At 73.7% G+C, this 18891-nt stretch carries 14 protein-coding genes, 1 pseudogene and 1 riboswitch; of the genes and pseudogenes, 4 read left to right on the plus strand and 11 right to left on the minus strand.

Translation table 11 applies throughout. The features are described 5' to 3' along the window. A pseudogene (locus tag ACIQOW_RS33845) lies at window positions 1–97 on the plus strand (ABC transporter ATP-binding protein); the annotation flags it as partial. Window positions 98–153: 56 nt separating this feature from the next. Then, entirely contained in the window at window positions 154–2712 is a 2559-nt protein-coding gene (locus ACIQOW_RS33850) for an ABC transporter permease (RefSeq protein ID WP_401091481.1), read from the plus strand. 200 nt (window positions 2713–2912) lie between these two features. On the opposite strand, the gene ACIQOW_RS33855 is transcribed toward ACIQOW_RS33850, so the two are convergent. The 7 genes from ACIQOW_RS33855 to ACIQOW_RS33885 all read right to left on the minus strand — a co-directional run bounded on the left by ACIQOW_RS33855 (window position 2913) and on the right by ACIQOW_RS33885 (window position 11167). Next, on the minus strand, window positions 2913–4280 hold the full coding sequence (locus ACIQOW_RS33855; RefSeq protein WP_401091483.1) for an NAD(P)/FAD-dependent oxidoreductase: 1368 nt from the start codon (window positions 4278–4280) through the stop codon (window positions 2913–2915). Between the two features lie 429 nt (window positions 4281–4709). Further along, window positions 4710–5651, minus strand: a complete 942-nt coding sequence (locus ACIQOW_RS33860; RefSeq protein ID WP_401091485.1) for an exopolyphosphatase — start codon at window positions 5649–5651, stop codon at window positions 4710–4712. Continuing rightward, complete coding sequence (locus tag ACIQOW_RS33865; RefSeq protein WP_401091487.1) at window positions 5648–6316, minus strand: DUF501 domain-containing protein; 669 nt, start codon at window positions 6314–6316, stop codon at window positions 5648–5650. Before ACIQOW_RS33865 ends, ACIQOW_RS33860 begins: the two co-directional genes overlap by 4 nt. Then, window positions 6288–6785: a septum formation initiator family protein gene (locus ACIQOW_RS33870; protein ID WP_401091489.1), complete on the minus strand. Its 498-nt coding sequence runs from the start codon at window positions 6783–6785 to the stop codon at window positions 6288–6290. The genes ACIQOW_RS33865 and ACIQOW_RS33870 overlap by 29 nt, the downstream gene beginning before the upstream one ends. A gap of 203 nt (window positions 6786–6988) precedes the next feature. Beyond that, on the minus strand, window positions 6989–8275 hold the full coding sequence (eno, locus tag ACIQOW_RS33875) for a phosphopyruvate hydratase (RefSeq protein WP_401091491.1): 1287 nt from the start codon (window positions 8273–8275) through the stop codon (window positions 6989–6991). Window positions 8276–8529: 254 nt separating this feature from the next. Continuing rightward, a complete protein-coding gene (locus ACIQOW_RS33880) occupies window positions 8530–9435 on the minus strand; it encodes a transglycosylase family protein (protein WP_401091493.1) in 906 nt (301 codons plus the stop codon). Between the two features lie 5 nt (window positions 9436–9440). Continuing rightward, window positions 9441–9606, minus strand: a riboswitch (cyclic di-AMP (ydaO/yuaA leader). Window positions 9607–9826: 220 nt separating this feature from the next. Then, window positions 9827–11167, minus strand: a complete 1341-nt coding sequence (locus ACIQOW_RS33885; protein ID WP_401091494.1) for a cytochrome P450 — start codon at window positions 11165–11167, stop codon at window positions 9827–9829. 256 nt (window positions 11168–11423) lie between these two features. Here ACIQOW_RS33885 and ACIQOW_RS33890 point away from each other — a divergent pair, with 256 nt between their 5' ends. Next, on the plus strand, window positions 11424–11846 hold the full coding sequence (locus tag ACIQOW_RS33890) for an SDR family NAD(P)-dependent oxidoreductase (RefSeq protein WP_188301758.1): 423 nt from the start codon (window positions 11424–11426) through the stop codon (window positions 11844–11846). An 11-nt stretch (window positions 11847–11857) separates the two neighbouring features. Here ACIQOW_RS33890 and ACIQOW_RS33895 read toward each other — a convergent pair whose 3' ends face one another. The 4 genes from ACIQOW_RS33895 to ACIQOW_RS33910 form a co-directional block, all read right to left on the minus strand. Then, window positions 11858–12880: a MazG family protein gene (locus tag ACIQOW_RS33895; RefSeq protein WP_401091496.1), complete on the minus strand. Its 1023-nt coding sequence runs from the start codon at window positions 12878–12880 to the stop codon at window positions 11858–11860. A gap of 346 nt (window positions 12881–13226) precedes the next feature. Then, window positions 13227–14873, minus strand: coding sequence for a protein kinase (locus ACIQOW_RS33900; protein ID WP_401091498.1), 1647 nt, complete (start codon window positions 14871–14873; stop codon window positions 13227–13229). Further along, a complete protein-coding gene (locus ACIQOW_RS33905; RefSeq protein WP_401091500.1) occupies window positions 14870–15586 on the minus strand; it encodes a hypothetical protein in 717 nt (238 codons plus the stop codon). The genes ACIQOW_RS33900 and ACIQOW_RS33905 overlap by 4 nt, the downstream gene beginning before the upstream one ends. A 154-nt stretch (window positions 15587–15740) precedes the next feature. Beyond that, entirely contained in the window at window positions 15741–17963 is a 2223-nt protein-coding gene (locus ACIQOW_RS33910) for an N-6 DNA methylase (protein WP_401091502.1), read from the minus strand. A gap of 206 nt (window positions 17964–18169) precedes the next feature. On the opposite strand from ACIQOW_RS33910, the gene ACIQOW_RS33915 reads away from it, so the two are divergent. Then, window positions 18170–18802 carry a DUF4352 domain-containing protein gene (locus tag ACIQOW_RS33915; RefSeq protein ID WP_401091504.1) on the plus strand — a complete coding sequence of 211 codons (633 nt, stop codon included), beginning with the start codon at window positions 18170–18172 and terminating at the stop codon, window positions 18800–18802. Window positions 18803–18891 lie beyond the last annotated feature (89 nt).

Consider the following 18891-nt stretch of genomic DNA (forward strand, 5'->3'; position numbering starts at 1 on the left):
CGCCGACGGCCGCATCGTCGACGAACTCCACCACCCCACCGCCGACACCGTCCTGGACCGCATGCGCCGCTTCGACGCCAAGGGCCGCACCAGCTAGAGCCAGCACCAGCCAGGGCCCGGCAGCCCGCTCTCCGACCCTTCCCAGGACACCCCATGTATCGCACCGCACTGCGCAACGTGCTGGCCCACAAGGGCCGACTGCTGATGACGGCACTGGCCGTCATGCTGGGCACCGCCTTCGTGGCGGGCACCATGGTCTTCTCCGACACCTTCGGCAAGGCCATGCGGGACAGCAACTCCAAGAGCTACACGGACATCTCGGTCCAGGTGGTGGACCGCGCGGCCGGCTCCAACGCCTCCGCCCGGCAGAAGAGCGAGGCCGGCTCGGCCGCCCTCACCGACGCCACCGTCCAGCAGCTGGCCGCCCTGCCGGGCACCGCCGCCGCCCGCGGCGTGGTCAGCGGCTTCACCGGCGTGGCCGACAAGAAGGGCAACCTGATCGGCCAGGTCTGGGCCGCCAAGGGCGCCAACTTCGCGCCGGGCCAGGACGGCAGGGACCCGCGCTACCCGATGGCCGAGGGCCAGGGGCCGAAGAACGCCAAGGAGGTCGCGCTCGACCGCAAGACCGCCGACAAGGCGGGCTACAAGGTCGGCGACACCGTCAGGGTCGCCGCCAACGGCCCGGTCGTCGAGGCGAAGCTCACCGGCGTCTTCACCACCGACGACCCGGTGGTGAACACCGGCGGCACGCTCACCCTGTTCGACCGGGCCACCGCCCAGCAGACCCTGCTGGAGCCCGGCCGCTACAGCAGCATCGTGCTCACCGCCAAGCCCGGCACCAGCCAGGACGCGCTGCTCGCCGAGGCCCGGCCCAAGGTGCCCGCCGACGACCGGTTCGAGGCCGAGACCGGCGCCAAGCTGAACGCCGACGAGCAGGAGATGATCACCAAGGGCACCAGCAACATGCGCACGATGCTCCTGGTCTTCGCCTTCATCTCGCTCTTCGTCGGCATCTTCATCATCGCCAACACCTTCACCATGCTGGTCGCCCAGCGCACCAAGGAACTGGCCCTGATGCGCGCCATCGGCGCCAGCCGCAAGCAGGTCACCCGGTCCGTCCTGATCGAGGCCCTGCTGATCGGCACCGTCTCCGCCGTGGCCGGTCTGCTGGCCGGCATCGGGATCGGCGCCGGGATGCAGTCGCTGATCGGCGCGATGGACGAGAACATGCCGAGCAGCTCGCTGGTGATCAAGCCGCTCACCGTCGCGGTGACGGTCCTGGTCGGTGTCGTGGTGACGGTCATGTCGGCCCTGCTGCCCGCCATGCGCGCCTCCCGGATCGCCCCGGTGGCCGCGATGAGCAGCGGCGACCAGCCGGTCTCCCAGAAGAGCCTGGTGGTCCGCAACACGATCGGCTCGGTGCTCGCCGGCGGCGGTCTCGCCCTGATCGGCTACGGCGCCTCCACCGGCGACGACAGCGGCCGGATGCCGGTCGGCCTGGGCGCCTTCCTGGCCCTGATCGGCGTGTTCGTCCTGCTGCCGCTGCTCTCCCGCCCGGTGGTCGCGCTGGTCGGCCCGCTGCTGCGCGGCCTCGGCGGAATGCCGGGCAAGCTCGCCCAGCAGAACGCGGTGCGCAACCCGCGCCGCACCGCGGCCACCGCGGCCGCACTGACCATCGGTCTGACCCTGGTCACCGGGCTCACCGTGATCGGCGCCTCGGTGTCCGACACCATCGACCGGGCCGTCACCAGCTCGATGAAGGCCGACTTCATCGTCGGGGCCGCCAACGGCATGAGCCTGTCCGAGCAGGTGCCCGCGCAGATCGCCAAGGCCCCGGGGGTGGCCGCCTCCTCGGCGAGGACCACCTCGTACTGGGAGCTCAACGGCACCACCAAGGCGGTCAGCGGCGTGGACGCCGCCGTCCTGGAGCAGCTCTCCGACGTCGAGCTGACCAGCGGCTCCGCCGCGGGCTTCGGCAAGGGCCAGCTGCTGGTCGACGAGGACGTCGCCAAGAAGCTGGGCATCGCCGCCGGCTCGGTGCTGAAGGTGTCCTTCCCTGACGAGTCCACCGGGCAGCTCACCGTGGGCGGCGTGTACAAGACCGGCGGCATGCTCGGCCCGGTCCTGCTGGCCAGCAGCGAGGTCGTCAAGCACGAGCCCAAGCCGTACATCTCCGACGTCCTGGTCAAGGGCAAGAACGGTGCCACCGACGGCCTCAAGCAGGCCATCAAGGACGCCACCGGCGCCAACCCGGTGATCGAGGTGAACTCCAAGCAGGACGTCAGGGACGAGTTCAGCCAGACCATCACCTTCGCGCTGAACCTGATGTACGGCCTGCTGGGGATGGCGGTCCTGATCGCGATCCTGGGCGTGGTCAACACGCTGGCGATGTCGGTCTTCGAGCGCAAGCGCGAGATCGGGATGCTGCGGGCGATCGGCCTGGACCGCGGCGGCATCAAGCGGATGGTCCGTCTGGAGTCCGTGGTGATCTCGCTGTTCGGCGCCGGCATCGGCCTGCTGCTCGGCTGCTTCATCGCCTGGGCGATCAACGGCACCCTGAAGTCCAGCCTCTCCGGCCTGACCACGGTCCTGCCGTTCGGCCAGCTGGCGCTGTTCCTGGCGCTGGCCGGGGTGGTCGGCCTGGTGGCCGCGATCTGGCCGGCCCGCCGGGCGTCCAAGCTGGACATCCTGGAGAGCATCAAGACCGACTGACCGACGTTCCGGGACCGGCCGACCGGTCCCGGAACGAGAGAGGTCCCCTGCCGGAGGGTTTCGGCAGGGGACCTTCTACTTCTGTACTCCGCCCGGTCGCACGGCCGGCTGAGCACCACGGAGGTCGTGGTCCGGCAACGCTGCCGGGCGGAGGGCCTCCGACTCATACCCCGGTGCTCCCACACCGGGGTCTCAGCCGCCTACTTGCTCGCGAGTTCCTTGTCGGCGGCCGGCTTGGCGGCCTCGACGGGCTTGGTGGGCGGAGTGACCTCCTGGATCGGCAGCTGCGGCTTCTCCATCTGGGCCAGGCCGACCATCTCGCGCTTGAGGAACATCGCGAGGGTCCAGTCGGTGAAGACCCGCACCTTGCGGTTGAAGGTCGGCACCATCGCGCCGTGGTACAGGCGGTGGAACCACCAGGCCGGACGGCCCTTCAGCTTGTACTTGCCGAAGAGGATCGCCACGCCCTTGTGCAGGCCGAGACCGGCGACCGCACCGAGGTTCTTGTGCTTGTACTCCTTCTGCGGGAAGCCGCGCATGCCGGAGATCACGTTGTCGCCGAGGACGACGGCCTGGCGGCAGGCGTGCTGCGCGTTCGGCGGGCACCAGGCGCCCTCGCCGGCGGCGAGGTCAGGCACCTGGGCGTTGTCGCCGGCGGCCCAGACGTAGTCGAAGCCCTGGACCTGGAGGGTCGGCGCGGTGTCGACGTGGCCGCGCGGGCCCAGCGGCAGACCGAACTCGGACAGCACCGGGTTCGGCTTCACGCCGGCCGTCCACACGATGGTGGAGGCGTCCGCCTCCATGCCGTTCTTCAGCACGACGTGGCCGTCGACGCAGGAGTCCATGGAGGTCTCGATGTAGACCTCGATGTTCCGCTCCTCGAGCTTCTCCTTGGTCCACAGACCGAGGTCTGGGCCCATCTCGGGGAGGATGCGGTTGGCCGCCTCGACGACGACGAAGCGCATGTCGTCGCGGCTGACGGTCTTGTACAGCTTGGCCGCGTCGCGGGCCATGTCCTCGATCTCGGCGACCGTCTCGATGCCGGCGAAGCCGCCACCGATCACCACGAAGGTCAGCGCCTTGCGGCGGATGTCCTCGTCCGTGGTGGACTCGGCCTTGTCGAGCTGGGCCATGACGTGGTTGCGGAGGCCGATGGCCTCCTCGACCGTCTTCATGCCGATGCCGTTCTCCGCCAGACCCGGGATCGGGAAGGTGCGGGAGACCGAGCCGGTCGCGACGACCAGGTACTCGAAGGGCAGCTCGTAGCTGTCGCCGGCCGCGGGCTGGATGGTGGCGACCTTGCGGGCGTGGTCGACGCCGGTGACGGACCCGGTCAGCACCTCCGCCTGCTTGAGGGCGCTGCGCAGCGGCGCGACGAGGTTGCGGGGCGCGACGTTGCCGCCGGCCGCCTCGGGGAGGAAGGGCAGGTACGTCATGTACGACCGCGGGTCGACGACCGTGACGGTCGCTTCGCCGTAGCGCATCTTCTTGAGGATGCGCATCGCGGCATACAGGCCGACGTAACCACCGCCGACAATGAGGATGCGAGGACGCTCCGTGGTGCTCATATCCGAAAGTATCCAGCACCGTCCGGAGCAGCCTTCGTGAGCCCGGTCACAAGTTGACGGACCCCCCGTGCTACACTGCGCGGCCACAAAATCGGGCCCGGCACGGGAACCCGCACCCCTGGGCGGCCCCGCGCGAACACGCGCCGGAGCACTACCGGCCTGAGCAGCAACGATCCGCACAACGCCCGGGTTCCCGCACGTGATTTCGATTTTCAAACCTCGGGCGAGGCCTGACCTGCGATCCCATGGGCCGGCCCGCCACCAGGCCTTCGGTCCCACATTTCGGACGTAGCGGGCCGACCTGTACGACGAATGACCGGATCGCCATGTGAAGAAATTCACGAACTTTTCCGCCCCCACCCGGGCGCGCCCCGGCCCCGGCCCCCCGAAAGGGGTGCCGGGGCCGGTTCGGGTCATCCCCGAAAGGGGTCAGGAGGCAATGCCCCAGGCGATTCCGTCCAGGATGTCGTGCTCGCTCACGACCACCTCGGCGGCGCCGGTGCGCTCCATGATCTCCAGCAGCTCCAGCGCCCCGGCCGCGATCACGTCCACCCGGCCCGGGTGCATCGACGGGATGGCCGCCCGCTCGGCGTGGGTGGCGGCGAGCAGCTCCCGGGTGATCCCGGCGACCCGCTCCCGGCTGATCCTGGAGTGGTGGATCGCCGCCGAGTCGTAGCCGGGCAGGTCCTGGGCGATCGCGGAGACCGTGGTGACCGTCCCGGCCAGGCCCACCAGGGTGGCCGCCCCGGTCAGCGGGACGACCTCCTCGGCCCGGTCCAGCTCGGCGCGCACGTGCTCCCGCGCGGCCGCGATCTGCTCCGCGGAGGGCAGCTCGGCGTCGCCGAAGTACCGCTCGGTGAGCCGCACGCAGCCGATGTTCACCGAGCGCGCCGCCCGCACGTCGTCCGCGCCGAGCACGAACTCGGTGGAGCCGCCGCCCAGGTCGAACACCAGGTAGGGAGCGGGGAACTGACCGCCGGCCAGCTCCTTGGTGGCGCCCACGAAGGAGAGGTGGGCCTCCTCCTCGCCGCTCACCACCTCGGGCTCGACGCCCAGGATGTCGCGCACGCCCTTGACGTACTCGTCGCTGTTCTCGGCGTCCCGGGAGGCGCTGGTGGCGACGAAGCGCAGGCGCTCGGGGCCGACGCCGAAGCCGGAGATGATCTCCTGGTACTCCCGGCAGGCCGCGAAGGTGCGGGCCAGCGCGTCCGGGTGCAGCCGGCCGGTCTGGTCCACGCCCTGGCCGAGCCGGTTGACGATCATCCGGCGGTCGAGGTCGGCGATCTCCCCGGTCGCCGGGTCGAGGTCGGCGACCAGCAGACGGATCGAGTTGGTGCCGCAGTCGATCGCGGCCACGCGGGTCGTGCTCACTCGGACTCCTGCTCCGCCCCGGCCTCCCCGGCGGCGCGCTTCGCGGCGCGCTCGGCGGTCTTCTGCTGCTTGGCCGCGATCACCGCGTCGTGGTCCTGCTCCTTGGCGCGGTTGCGGGCGACCCGCTCACCGGCGGCCTGGGCCTCGGCCGGGGACACGCACGGGCCCTTGGCCCACCAGTCCTCCAGCATGCCGATCGCCTCGTCGCCGAGCGGATTGACGCCCTCACCGGCCGCCAGCGAGTGGCCGACCAGCACGTGCAGGCACTTCACCCGGTCCGGCATGCCGCCGGCGCTCGGGAAGCCCTCCAGCACCTCGATCGCGTCGCGCCGGGCGATGTAGTCCTCGTGCGCCTTCTGGTAGGCCGCGGCCAGCTCCGGGTCCTCGGCGAGCCTGGCGGTCTGCTCCTTCATCACGCCCTCCGCCTCCAGGGTGCCGATCAGCGAGGCGGCCTTGGGGCAGGTCAGGTAGTAGAGCGTGGGGAACGGAGTGCCGTCCGGCAGCCGGGGGGCCGTCTCCACGACGTCCGGGTTGCCGCAGGGGCAGCGGTGGGCCACGCCGCGCAGGCCGCGCGGTACCCGGCCGAGCTGGGCGGCGATGGCCGCGACGTCGGCGTCGGAGACGGCGGGGTGGTTCTCAGTGGTCATGGGGGGAGGTGTCTCCAACGGGGGACGGTGGGAGCGGAACGGGGGTGGCGTGGGGCGCCGCGGCGGTGTCGGCGGCGTCCACCGAGTCCCAGATGCCGGCGTACCAGGGCTTGGCGGCGTTCGCCCGGCCGGCCGCGGTGCTTCCGGGAACTGCGTTCGGGGAAGCCGCCGCGCCGACCGTGGAGGAGGAGTGCGGGGCGCCCTGGCCGGCCGGATCCACCGCGATGTACGGGGTCTCCCCCGGCACCGCGTAGTGCAGCCGGGCGCGGGCCTGCGCCTTGACGTACTCCGGGTCCTGCCAGCGGGCCTTCTCCCGGCGCAGCTGCTCGACCTGCTGGCGGGCGTGGTCGGCCTTCGCCCGCTGGGCGGAGATCTCGGCGCGCTGGGAGATGAACTGCCGCGTCGGGTAGGCGAGGATCGCCACCAGCGAGCAGAGCACCAGGACGAGGACGGTCGCCCGGCTCGTGAACCGGGGCCGGGCCGCCAAGCCCGGGATCCTCCAGCCAGCCATCTCCCGTATCCCCTCCTGGTCGCGACGGTGCCCCGCCGTCCACCCTACGGGGTGAACGGCGGGGCACCGGTCAGGCGTGCGCTACCGGGAGCGCACGGCCCTCGTGCTCGCCGTGCCGACTGCTTGATTGCTCCGCAGCGCGGCTGTGCCTGATTACTCCGCGGAGCGGCTGTGCCTGATTACTCCGCGGAGCGGAACCGCGGGAAGGCGCCGCGGCCGGCGTACTCGGCGGCGTCGTCGAGGATCTCCTCGATGCGCAGCAGCTGGTTGTACTTGGCGACGCGCTCGGAGCGGGCCGGGGCACCGGTCTTGATCTGGCCGCAGTTGGTGGCGACGGCCAGGTCGGCGATGGTGACGTCCTCGGTCTCACCGGAGCGGTGCGACATCATGCAGCGGTAGCCGTTGCGCTGGGCCAGCTCGACGGCGTCCAGGGTCTCGGTCAGCGAGCCGATCTGGTTCACCTTCACCAGCAGCGCGTTGGCGGTGCCGGTCTCGATGCCGCGGGCCAGGCGCTGCGGGTTGGTGACGAACAGGTCGTCGCCGACCAGCTGGACCTTGTCGCCCAGCTTGACGGTCATGGCCTTCCAGCCGTCCCAGTCCGACTCGTCCAGCGGGTCCTCGATGGAGACCAGCGGGTAGGCGGCGACCAGCCCGGCGTAGTACTCGATGAGCTCGGCCGCCGAGAGGGCCTTGCCCTCGAACTGGTAGGCGCCGTCCTCGTAGAACTCGGAGGCGGCGACGTCCAGGGCCAGCGCGATGTCGCGGCCGGGCACGTAGCCGGCCTTCTGGATGGCCTCGGTGATGAGGTCCAGGGCCTCGCGGTTGCTGTCCAGGTTCGGCGCGAAGCCGCCCTCGTCGCCGAGGCCGGTGGACAGGCCGCGCTCCTTCAGCACGCCCTTGAGGGTGTGGTAGACCTCGACGCCCCAGCGGACGGCCTCGGAGAAGGACTCCGCGCCGATCGGGGCGATCATGAACTCCTGGATGTCGACGTTGGAGTCCGCGTGCGAGCCGCCGTTGAGGATGTTCATCATCGGGACCGGCAGGACGTGCGCGTTCGGGCCGCCCAGGTAGCGGAACAGCGGCAGGTCGCTCGCCTCGGAGGCGGCGTGGGCGACGGCCAGCGAGACGCCCAGGATGGCGTTGGCGCCGAGCGAGGACTTGTCCGGGGTGGCGTCCAGGTCCAGCATGGCCTGGTCGATCAGGCGCTGCTCGGTGGCGTCGTAGCCGACCAGCTCCGGGCCGATCTGCTCGATGACGGCCAGGACGGCCTTCTCCACGCCCTTGCCGAAGTAGCGGTTCTTGTCACCGTCGCGCAGCTCCAGCGCCTCGAAGGCACCGGTGGAGGCACCCGACGGAACAGCGGCACGACCCGTGCTGCCGTCGTCGAGGCCGACCTCGACCTCGACCGTGGGGTTGCCGCGGGAGTCGAGGATCTCACGGGCTACGACGACATCGATGGACGGCACGAGGCATCTCCTTGCGGAAGCAGGGTCCGGTCTGACGGGGGGTGCTGTCAGCAGGACGATTGCGGAGTCGTTTACGACCAGAGCCTAACCGCCCGGGCTCCCGGGACCACGTCGACCTGGGTTCCGTCTCAGCGTGTGGCCCTCCTACCCGCCGGTAGTTCACCTGCTTGTCCCAGCTTGTCCCCCTGGAGCGGGCGAATACGGACGAAGGGGACCGGTAGGACCGGTCCCCTCCGCGCGTCGGGCGTGGCGGCTCAGCCGAGGTGCAGCACCTGGCCGGGCATGATCAGGTTCGGGTTGCCGCCGACGGTGGCGTGGTTCTGCTCGTACAGCGCGCTCCAGCCGCCGGACACGCCCTGGGCGGAGGCGATGGTCGACAGGGTGTCACCGGCGCGGACGGTGTAGTCGTGGCCCGCGGCCTGCGCGGCCGGCTGGGCGGCCCGCGGGGCGGCCTGCGGCTGGGCGGCGGTCTGGCCGGCGTACTGCTGGTAGACGCTCTGGTGGCTGGTCCAGTACCAGCCGCCGTTGTTCTGGTACCAGTACACCTTCGCGTCGGCGTCCCAGCCGGCCTTGCCGGAGAAGCCCTGGGCCTGCGGCTGCGCCTGCTGCTGCGGGGCGGCCTGCTGGACCGGCTTCGCGGCGGGCTTCGGTGCGGCCTGCTGCTGGGCGGCCGGCTTCTCGGCCGGCTTGGCGTGCTTCGGGGCCTGCTGCTTCGGGGCCTGCGGCTTGGGAGCCTGCTGCTGCTTGGCGTCCGAGGAGGTGTCGACCGCGGCCGGGGCGCCGCCCTTGGTCAGACCGGCCTTCTGGGAGCAGACCGGCCAGGCACCCGGGCCCTGCGAGGCGAGGACCTTCTCGGCGACCGATATCTGCTGGGCCTTGCTGGCCTGGTTGGCCTGCGCCGCGTAGGCGTTGCCGCCGTACGCCTTCCAGGTGCTGGAGGTGAACTGGAGGCCGCCGTAGAAGCCGTTGCCGGTGTTGATGCTCCAGTTGCCGCCGCTCTCGCACTGCGCGACCGCGTCCCAGGTGGAGACCGGTGCGGCGGAGGCGCCGGTGGCGGTGAGGAGCGGCATCGCGAGTCCGACGCCGGCCACACCGGCGACGGCGATGGCCTTCTCGGCCTGGGTGCGACGACGGTGACGGCCAGTTCCAACGAGCAGCATGAAGAGGTCCCTCTCCGTACGCCTGCGAGGTGAGCTGTCGGGTTCGGACCGGGAGGTGGCCCGGCCGCCGTGTGCGGAGAGATCCCGCTCGGGCGGCTTCACCCCAAGCCGTGGGGACGGCAACAAACCTGGTTCCCCCGCCCCTGCCCAGGGTTCTGGTCGGTTTCCCGTGACGCGGCGGGCAGGATTCGGCGTTCCGCGTACGAGGTCCGCAGCTGCGAACTCCAGGGAGAGTAGACAGATCATCAGACCAATCACAAGCTCATATCGCCGATATCACACATAAATTACGGCGCGTGTCCGACCGCCTACCAACGGCGGCGATATGTCCTGATTGATGGCTGTTCACACCACCGCTGAGGGCGATCGACGACGTCCCGTCAGCGTGACCTCAGGGCATCGGCGGCTCGGCGGGGGCGTGCGGAGGGGCGTGCGGGGAGCGGCTCTCCGGACTGAATTCCACCGGGAGTTCGCGCAGCCCACGCATGATCAGGCCACCTCGCCACCGCAGATTCTCCGGGCTTTCCGCGAGCCGCAGATCGGGCAGCCGGGAAAGCAGGGTGGCCAGTGCGGCGCGCCCCTCCAGCCGCGCGAGCGGGGCGCCGATGCAGTAGTGGATGCCGTGCCCGAAACCCAGGTGGGGATTGTCCGTCCGGGCCAGGTCGAGGGTGTTCTCGTCCGCGAACCTGGCCGGGTCGCGGTCCGCCGCGGCCAGCACCACCAGCACCGGGTCACCGACCGGGATGTCCACCCCGCCGACGGTCAGCGGCTGCGTCGCGAACCGCCAGGTCGCCATCTCCACCGGCCCGTCGTAGCGCAGGAGTTCCTCGATCGCGGTGTCCAGCAGCGCGCTCTCCCCGCGCGCCACCGACTCCTGCAGCAGCCGGCGCTGCCCGGGGTTGCGCAGCAGCGCGTAGGTCCCGTTGCCGATCAGGTTCACGGTCGTCTCGAAGCCGGCGAAGAGGAGGATGAAGGCCATCGCCGCGGCCTCGTTCTCGGTCAGGTGCTCACCGTGGTCGCTCGCCCGGATCAGGCCCGAGATCAGGTCGTCCCCGAGGTCCGCGCGCTTGCGGTGGATCAGCTCCAGCAGGTACGCCCGGATCCGCTTCACCGCCCGGCCCACGCCGCCGCGCTGACCGCCGCCCTGGCCCGGCTTCGTGTGGCGCACCATCATTCCGGCCCAGTCGCGGAAGTCGTCCTGGTCCTCGGCCGGCACGCCCAGCATGTCGCAGATCGCGTAGATGGGGAGCGGGAAGGCGAACTCGTGGATCAGGTCCGCCGAACCGCGCCGCGCGAAGCCGTCGATCAGCCGGTCGGTGAGCTGCCGCACCCGCGGCTCGAACTCGGCCACCCGGCGCGGGGTGAACGCCTTCGACACCAGTCGGCGCAGCCGGGTGTGGTCCGGCGGGTCGATGTTCAGCAGGTGGGTCATCAGGTCCGCCTGCCGCTCCCCCGGGATGCCCACCCGGCCGGTGCGGTGCGCCTGCCCGCTGTGGTGCGCCGGGTTCTTCGACAGCCGGCCGTCCGCTAGCGCCTGCCTGGCGTCCGCGTACCGCGTCACCAGCCAGGCCTCCACGCCGCTCGGCAGCGTGGTGCGGTGCACCGGGGCGTGCTCCCGCAGCCAGGCGTAGGCGGGGTACGGATCGGAGGCGAACTCCCAGGTGAACAGCTGGGGGCCGGTGGCGTCGGACGGCGCGGCGGCGGGCCTGGCGGGGTCGGGCTGAGCTGGCATGGACCGACCGTATCCGGTGCGCCGGGCACGCCCCTCCCCGACGGCGCGCGCCTGCCCGCGGACGGTGCGCCGCCGGGGTGCCGGCCCGGGGTGCCGACCCTCCGTGGACGGCTCTTGGACAGCTCTTGTCCGGAGCGTGGGCGTGAGCCTGGTCACCTGAGGGGTAACCACTGTTGCGGAGGGTCAGGACGTGCCTACGATCCTCCGCAATACGCGTGGGCGCCGGTGCGGTGTCGCCCACAGGGAGGAGCAGGCCATGCGGATCAGCGGGTCAGTCATCGTCATCGCGGTCCTCGACGGCGGGTCGGGCGCGGGCCTCGCCCGTCGGTTCGCCGCGGCCGGCACCGCCGGAATGCTGATCGCGGACCAGCACGTCGGCATCGCCGAGGACCTCGCCGCCGAACTCGACCGGCCCGGCTGCCCCGTCGTCGGCGTCTGCGGCGACATCCGCCGCCCCAGCGACGTCGCCGCCCTCGTGGACACCGCCGAGAAGCACCTCGGGCCGATCGACCTGTTCGCCGTGGCCGGCCCCGGCGGCGAGCGAATCGTCTCGCTCGCCGACCTGCCCGCCCACCTCGACCTGGAGCGCCTCGCCGAACTCGTCGTCCTCGTCGGCGAGGCCATCGGCGAACTCGTCCCGCCGCAGCGGCGCCCGGCGAGCGCCGCCACCGCGGCCTGAGGCCGGCACCGTCACTCCGGCTTGAGGCCCTCGGCCGCGCGCACCGCCTCCCGGTACCCGCGCGCGGCCGACCGCAGCGCGGCGTCCACGTCCACCCCGGCGTCGTGCGCCCGCTGCGCCACCGCGAGCAGCAGCCGGCCCGCCGAGTCCGCGGTCAGCTCGGCCGGCAGCTCGTACGACTCGTCCGGCACCTCCGTGAAGCCCGCCCGGCGCACCCGGGACACCAGCTTCGCCGCGTACGCCAGCGCGGGCAGCCCGGCCGGCACCCCGTCCAGCACGGACTCGCGGTCCGCCTTCTCGGCCGCCTTCAGCTGCTCCCAGTTCGCCTCCACCTCGGCGGCGCCCTCGGCCTCGACGTCCCCGAACACGTGCGGGTGCCGGTACACCAGCTTGTCGACGATGTCGCCGGCCACGTCGTCGATCGTGAACGGCCCGGTCGGGTGCTCCTCGGCGATCCGGGCGTGGAAGAACACCTGGAGCAGGACGTCGCCCAGCTCCTCGCGCAGCGTCTCCCGGTCCCCCTCCTCGATCGCCTCGACCAGCTCGTACGCCTCCTCGACCAGGTACTTCACCAGGCTCTCGTGCGTCTGCTCGGCGTCCCAGGGGCAGCCGCCCGGGGAGCGCAGCCGGTCCATCACCGTCACCAGGTCGAGCAGCCGGGACCCGGGCAGGTCGTACGAGCCGGGCAGCACCTCGATCTCGGGCACCTCGCCCGCGTGCTCCACCGCGAGGCGCGCCAGCGCGTCGGTCAGCCCCGGATCGCCGTCCGGGCCGCCCAGCCACACCGTCGGCCCGGCCCCGTCGGGCTGCCCGGTCAGCAGCCGCGCCAGCCCGGGCGCCGACCCTGGCTCCACCACCTCCACCGTCACCCCGGCCTGCCGCACCGCGGCCACCTGCGGGTGCCCCTCGTCCCCCACCAGCACCCGCCCCGCCGACCGCAGTGCCTCCCAGGCCGGCCACGCCAGCAGGCCGGGAGCCACCCGGTGGGTGGTGGTCAGCAAGATCAACTTCGCGCCCGGAACATTCGTCGTCACACCCCGAACCTACCCCCGGCCCCCACCCCCGGGGCCGCGGGACGGCGGCCCGGCCGACTTCCCGGTCCTGGACGGCGGCGACCCCGCGGCAGCGGCGGCGGCAGGCGTGTTCAAGAGGAGGCCCCGACGACCGGGACACGATGGCTGGGGCTCGTCTTCAAACCCTCGTCGTCCGCCCGTAGGGCGGGCGGGGCGGCGTTGGGGTGCGTGCATCGCAAGGCGGAGGTGGGGGCACCTCCCGGCCGAAGGCTGGGGGCGGAGTCCATGCGGAGCATCGGCGACCGACGACAACGCGGCGAGGTGCGTGCCCTGGCGTCGCCCCGCAGGCGGGGTTTGAAGACGGGCCCTAGGGGCGGGCCGGGGGCCAGGGGGTGGAGGCGGGGGTGAGGGTGGCGAGGGACTGGCGGAGGCGGCGGACGGCGGGGTGGTGGGGGCCGTCGCGGCGTTCGCGGTCGAGGAGCAGGGGCAGCAGCCACTGCCAGGCGTTCTGCGGGTCGCCGGCGGCGGCGAGGTGGAGGCCGATGCGTTCGCGGAGGTCGTGGCTGCGCTCGGGGTCGGTGTCGAGGCCGGATTCGAGGCGGGCGGTGTGGGCGGCGAGGAGGGCCTGGTACTCGGCGAGGGCCTCGGGGCCGTGACCGAGGCGGTCGAGGCAGATCGCGGCGCGGTACCGGTGGTCGAGGCCCTGGGGGCCGTGCGGGCCGCCGTCGGCGGTGGCGGCGAGCCGGCGGTACTCGGGCAGCGCCTGCCGGAGGTGGCCCTCGTGCAGGAGGGTGCGGGCGTAGATGGTGCGGATGGTGCGCACCAGGGGCGCGGCGTCGCCGAGTCCGGCCTCGGCCCGGGGCAGCAGGCGGGCCGCGAGGCCGAGCACCTCCGGGTGGCGGCCGGCGTCCACCAGGTCGGAGAGGTGGGCGCACTCCGCGCCCAGGTCCGGGCCCGCGGGGACGACCGGCGGTGCCGAGGGGGCGGGCGGGAGGAGGAAGGGCCTCGGCTCCGAGCGGACCACCGGCGCCGCGGTGGCCACCGCGGCCACCGCGGCCATCACCGCCGACGGCTGCGGCTGGTGCGGGAAGCGGTACGGCCGGGCCGGGTCCGGCAGCGGGGCGTAGCGGGGCTGCGGGGCCCGTTCGGCCGGGGGCAGCAGCGGGAGCAGCCGCGCGTACACGGTCTGGGCGTCGGCGGGACGGTCGGCGGGCTGCTTGGCGAGCAGGTCGAGCACCAGCCGTTCCAGCGGCTGCGGCACCTCGGGCCGCAACTCCCGCAGCGGAAAGGGCGGTTCGTCGACGTGCCGGCGCAGGACGCCGAGCGCGGTGGGCGCCCGGAAGGGCTCCTCGCCGGCGAGCATCTCGTGCAGCAGGCAGCCGAGCGCGTAGAGGTCGCTGCGCGGGTCGGTGGTGGCGGCGAGGGCCTGTTCGGGGGCCATGTAGGAGGGACTGCCGACGGGCACGCCGGTGAGGGTCAGCCGGGTGGTCTCGGTGTCGAGGGCGGTGGCGATGCCGAGGTCGAGCAGGACGGTGCGGCCGTCCTCGCGGACCATGACGTTGCTCGGCTTGAGGTCGCGGTGGACCACCGGGATGGCGTGGACGGCGGCCAGCGCGGTGCACAGCTGCGCCGCGACGGCCGCCGCGCGTTCGATCGGGAAGGGCGCGTCCTCGGCGATGAGGTCGGCCAGGCTGACGCCGGGGATGCGCTGCATGACGAGGTAGAGCTCGCCCGCGTCCTCGCCCGCGTCGAAGACGGTGACCAGCCCGGGGTGGTCGAGCGCGGCCGTGACCCGGCACTCGCGCAGGAAGCGGCGGCGCAACTCGTCGCCCTGGCGGGCCCGTTCGCCGCCGGAGCCGGTCCCGCCGGGGAGCAGGTGCTCGGGTCGGAGCAGCTTGACCGCGACCGGGCGGTGCAGCCGCTCGTCCTGGCCGGCCCAGACCTGGCCCATGCCGCCGTGGCCGATCTTCTCGGTGAGCCGGTAGCGGCCGGCGATCAGCCGGGTGACGGTCACGGGCGGTCCTCACGGGCCTGGCGGCGCAGCAACTCGCCCAGCTCGCGCAGGTCGTGGGCGGTCTCGGGGGCCGTGGCCGACGGGGCGCCGGTCTGGGGAACAGCAGCCGGGGGAACAGCGGCCGGGGGCGGCACGGGTCCGGCCGGAGCGGGTGCGGGCGCGGGCACCCCGCACCCGGGCACGGTCGCCCCGTACGGCGAGGCGTTCGGCACCGCGTACGGCGAGGCGGCCCGCGGCAGGACCGGCGGCGCGGCCCGCGGCCCGGTCGGCCCGGCCAGCCAGACCGCGCGGCTGTCCATCGCCAGGAAGTGCGGCGTCGGCAGGAACCACAGCACGGCCAGCGTGATCTGGCCGGTGGTGTCGGCGGCCGGGTTCTTCAGGCTGCCCGCGACCCCGGCGGAGACGATCAGGGTCAGCAGCAGCGCGCAGAACACCACGGCGCCGACGACGTCGTACGCCCGCCGGCGCCGGACCGCCAGCAGCAGCGAGGGGACGGCCCCGAGCAGACCGAAGGAGAGCAGCGGGGCCAGCGCGCACAGCACCCGCGGGACCGTCCCGAACCGGCCGGGAACCGGCACCTGCCGCGGCACCGCCACCGGCCCTGGGACCGCACCCGGCAGCGGGCCGCCCGGCAGCGGGCCTGGACCGTACCCCGGCCCGTACGGCGTTGCGCCGGGCGGCGGCCCGAACTGCCCGGGGTACTGCCCTGACATGCGCGCTCCTGAGCTGGTGAGGACCGGCACCGAGGGCGGTGCGAGCGGTACCGCACACCGTACCGTCCGGCCAGGCCGGTCCGGAGGCCTTCCGTCCGCCCGCCGCCGCATCGGTATCGCGCCGCTACTGAGCCGCTGCTGAGCCGGGATCACCTCAGCCGGCCGGCGGCGCCAGGGTGCCCGTCGCCAGGGCGTCGGTGGCGCCCTGGGCGAGGCTGCGGCCGAGGGCGGCGGCCTGGCCGAGGGCGGTGTCGAAGGCGGCGAGGCGGGCGAAGGCGGCGCCGAGCCGCTGCTGGGCGGGGAGCGGGAGGCGGGGCAGCTCGACCCGGCGGATGTCGAGGCGGGCGGTGGTGGTGGCGTGGCTGGCGGCGCGCCGGGTGCCGGCGGTGGAGCGGAAGTGGCCGGCCAGGAACTCGGGGTCGAGGACGGCCGGGTCGGGCCGCAGCAGGTGGAGCTGACGGCCGAGGGCGGCGCCGACCAGCGGGCCCTCGGCGGGGACGACCCTGGCGGTGCCGCCGCCGAGGGCGGGGACCAGGACGTCGCCGGGGCGGGTGCGGACGTCCCCGGCCGGACCTGCCCCGGTCGCACCGGACCCGGCCTGACCCGACCCGATCGAACCCGGCCCGGCCTGCCCCGACCCGGCCTGCCCCGACCCGGCGGCCGGGACGGCACCGGGCACGGCACCGGTGGCGAGGTCCTGGTCGGTGACGACGCGGGTACCGCCCGCGCCCGCACCGGACGGCCTGGTGGCGGCGCCCGTGCCGGAGGAGTACACCTCCAGCGCGCCGCCCCGGACCAGTTCGCCGATGGTGACCACGCCGGCGGGGGTGGCGCCGAGCTCGTCACCGGGCCGCGGCAGCAGCGTGGCCGGGTCGGGCAGGCCGGCCAGCAGCTCGGCCAACCGGCCGCCGAGGTGGGAGAGTTCGGCCGCGCCGCCGAGCGGGGCCGCGGGCGGCACGTGCCGGGCCGGGGAGAGGTCGGTCTCGTCGTCGAGCAGGTCGATGGCGGCCATGGCCCGGTGGACGCCGGGGCGGTCGGCGGGGACCGGCAGGCCCTCGCGCGCGGCCAGGTCGAAGCCGCGCCAGGCCTCCAGGACGGTGCGGCGCAGCTCGGGCCAGTCGACCTTGTCCCGGCCTCCCTCGGCGGTCGGCGCCCCGGCGGCCCCGGCCGGGGCGGAGAGCGCCGCCCCGGCGTCGAGCAGCAGCACCTGGCGGAAGTCGCTCCCCGGCTCGGGCGCGCGCAGCACCCACAGGTGCAGCGGGACGCCGTACGGCGGGGCGGCGCCGGCGGGCAGCGCGATGACGGCCCGCAGCGCTCCGGAGCGGAGCAGTTCGGCCCGGATGCGGCGGCCGGCCCGGCGGGCGGCGACGGTCGGGGGGAGCAGCAGGGCCGCGAGGCCGCCCGGCCGGGTGTGCGCGAGGCAGTGCAGCACCCAGGCGAGTTCGGACTCGCCGCGCGGCGGGACGAGCCCGCCGGGCCAGCGGGTGTCGAACTGCAACTCGTCGTGGCCCCAGTCGCGTTCGTTGTACGGGGGCTGGCAGAGCACGGCCTCGAAGGTGTCGCCGGGGAAGCCGTCGGCGCGCAGGGAGTCGCCGGACCGCAGGTCGAGCGGGAGCGGCCCCGGCTCGTCGGCGGGGGTGTGCAGGGCGAGCCGGAGCCGGGCGAGGGCGGCGGTGACCGGGTCGGCGTCCTGGCCGTAACGGCCGGTGGTCGGCGGGTGGGCGAGCAGGGCGGCGCCGAGGCCGACCGCCGGGTCGAGCACGGTGGCGGGGACGCCGGCGACGGCGGCCAGCAGCTCGGCGGCCTCCGGCGGGGTGGGGCTGAGCTGTCGGGTGTTGGCCTCGGCGTACCGGGTGAGCAGCTGCTCGTACGCGCCGACCGGGCCGGCCTGGGCGGCGAGTTCGGCGAGCAGCCGGGCGAGGTCCAGCTGGGTGCTGCCGAGCAGGCCGGGGAGGCCGAGGGTGCGGGCGCCGTCCGGGCCGAAGGCGTGCACGGCGGCGCCGGCGACGGCCCGGGGCAGCGCGAGGGCGAGCCGGGTGTCCGGGCGGCCGGCGAGGTCGGCCCAGTGCCCGGGCTCGCGGTGCAGCAGCAGGAGCAGGGCGCCCGCCTCGACCAGCGGGGCGGCGGGGTGGCCGGCCGGATCGCGGAGGGTATCGAGGAGCTGCCAGGCCCGTTCCAGCAGCGGGAGTTCGGCGATCTTGCCCTGCGCGCGCAGCCAGGACTCGACCTCGGCGAGCGCGAAGGCCGGGCTGGCGTCGGTGCCGCCGACCGGGCGCGGGAAGTCGGGGTGGCGGCGGCGCCAGTTGCTGACCGCGGCCCGGCCGACGCCGGCCAGCCGAGCGATCTCGGCGGCGGTCACTTCGGGTCGGTCCGGCACGGGGGCTCCTTCGGTGGGCTGCGACCGCACAGCGGGGCACTGTGACCGCACAGCATAGCGATGCGTCTCGCGACCCCAGTTCACATGTGAACAGAGTTCTTTTGTGAAATCGCATTGACATGATTCACGGCCGAGTGGTGTGATCTCTCCGTCGCCACCGAGCGAGGGGCGGCACAGGGAGCACCACCGATCACCGGGAGACACCCATGTCCGCGAACGCCCGTCGCACCGCCGTCCGCCGCGGCACCACCCGTCGCGCCGCCGTCCTGCTGCTGGGCGCCGCACTGGTCGCCCTCGGCGCGACGGCGTGCGACTCCCCCGACGGCTCGACCGTCTCGACCGAGGCGAAGCAGACCGCGGCCGGCACCGGCTCCGAGGCCGCCAAGCCGGCCGGGGACAAGCCGGCCGACGCCGCCAAGGCCCCCGCCAAGGCCGGCGACACCATCGCGCTCAAGGGCAACGACCCAGCCGACACCGCCGACGTGACGCTGGTGAAGGTGGTCGACAACGCCGAGGGCGAGGACGAGTTCACCCACCCGGCCGACGGCAAGCGCTTCGTCTCGGTCCAGTTCCGGATCAAGGCGAGCGGCAAGAAGGCCTACAGCGACGTCCCCGGCAACAGCGCCAAGGTGGTGGACGCCCAGGGCCAGGCCTTCGGCAGCACCGTCGCGAACACGAAGGCCGGCCCCGGCTTCCAGATCCCCGCCAACATCGCCCCCGGGGAGAGCGCCCTCGGCTTCGTCACCTTCGAGGCCCCCAAGGACGCCAAGCTCGACAAGGCCCAGTTCGGCCTCGACAGCGGCTTCGCCCCGCAGACCGGCCAGTGGAAGCTCGGCTGACCCGCGCACCGGCCGGTCGCCGGCGCCCCCACGCCGGCACCCCCGCACCCCCGTCGGCCTCACCGCCCCGCCGGCCTCGCGCCGCCGAC

Source organism: Kitasatospora sp. NPDC091335 (assembly GCF_044757205.1).
Lineage (GTDB): Bacteria > Actinomycetota > Actinomycetes > Streptomycetales > Streptomycetaceae > Kitasatospora.

Coding starts and splice junctions, on each gene's coding strand:
- ACIQOW_RS33850 (WP_401091481.1), top strand. CDS start 154: ATGTATCGCACCGCACTGCGCAACGTGCTGGCCCACAAGGGCCGACTG.
- ACIQOW_RS33855 (WP_401091483.1), bottom strand. CDS start 4,280: ATGAGCACCACGGAGCGTCCTCGCATCCTCATTGTCGGCGGTGGTTAC.
- ACIQOW_RS33880 (WP_401091493.1), bottom strand. CDS start 9,435: ATGCTGCTCGTTGGAACTGGCCGTCACCGTCGTCGCACCCAGGCCGAG.
- ACIQOW_RS33885 (WP_401091494.1), bottom strand. CDS start 11,167: ATGCCAGCTCAGCCCGACCCCGCCAGGCCCGCCGCCGCGCCGTCCGAC.
- ACIQOW_RS33890 (WP_188301758.1), top strand. CDS start 11,424: ATGCGGATCAGCGGGTCAGTCATCGTCATCGCGGTCCTCGACGGCGGG.
- ACIQOW_RS33905 (WP_401091500.1), bottom strand. CDS start 15,586: ATGTCAGGGCAGTACCCCGGGCAGTTCGGGCCGCCGCCCGGCGCAACG.
- ACIQOW_RS33915 (WP_401091504.1), top strand. CDS start 18,170: ATGTCCGCGAACGCCCGTCGCACCGCCGTCCGCCGCGGCACCACCCGT.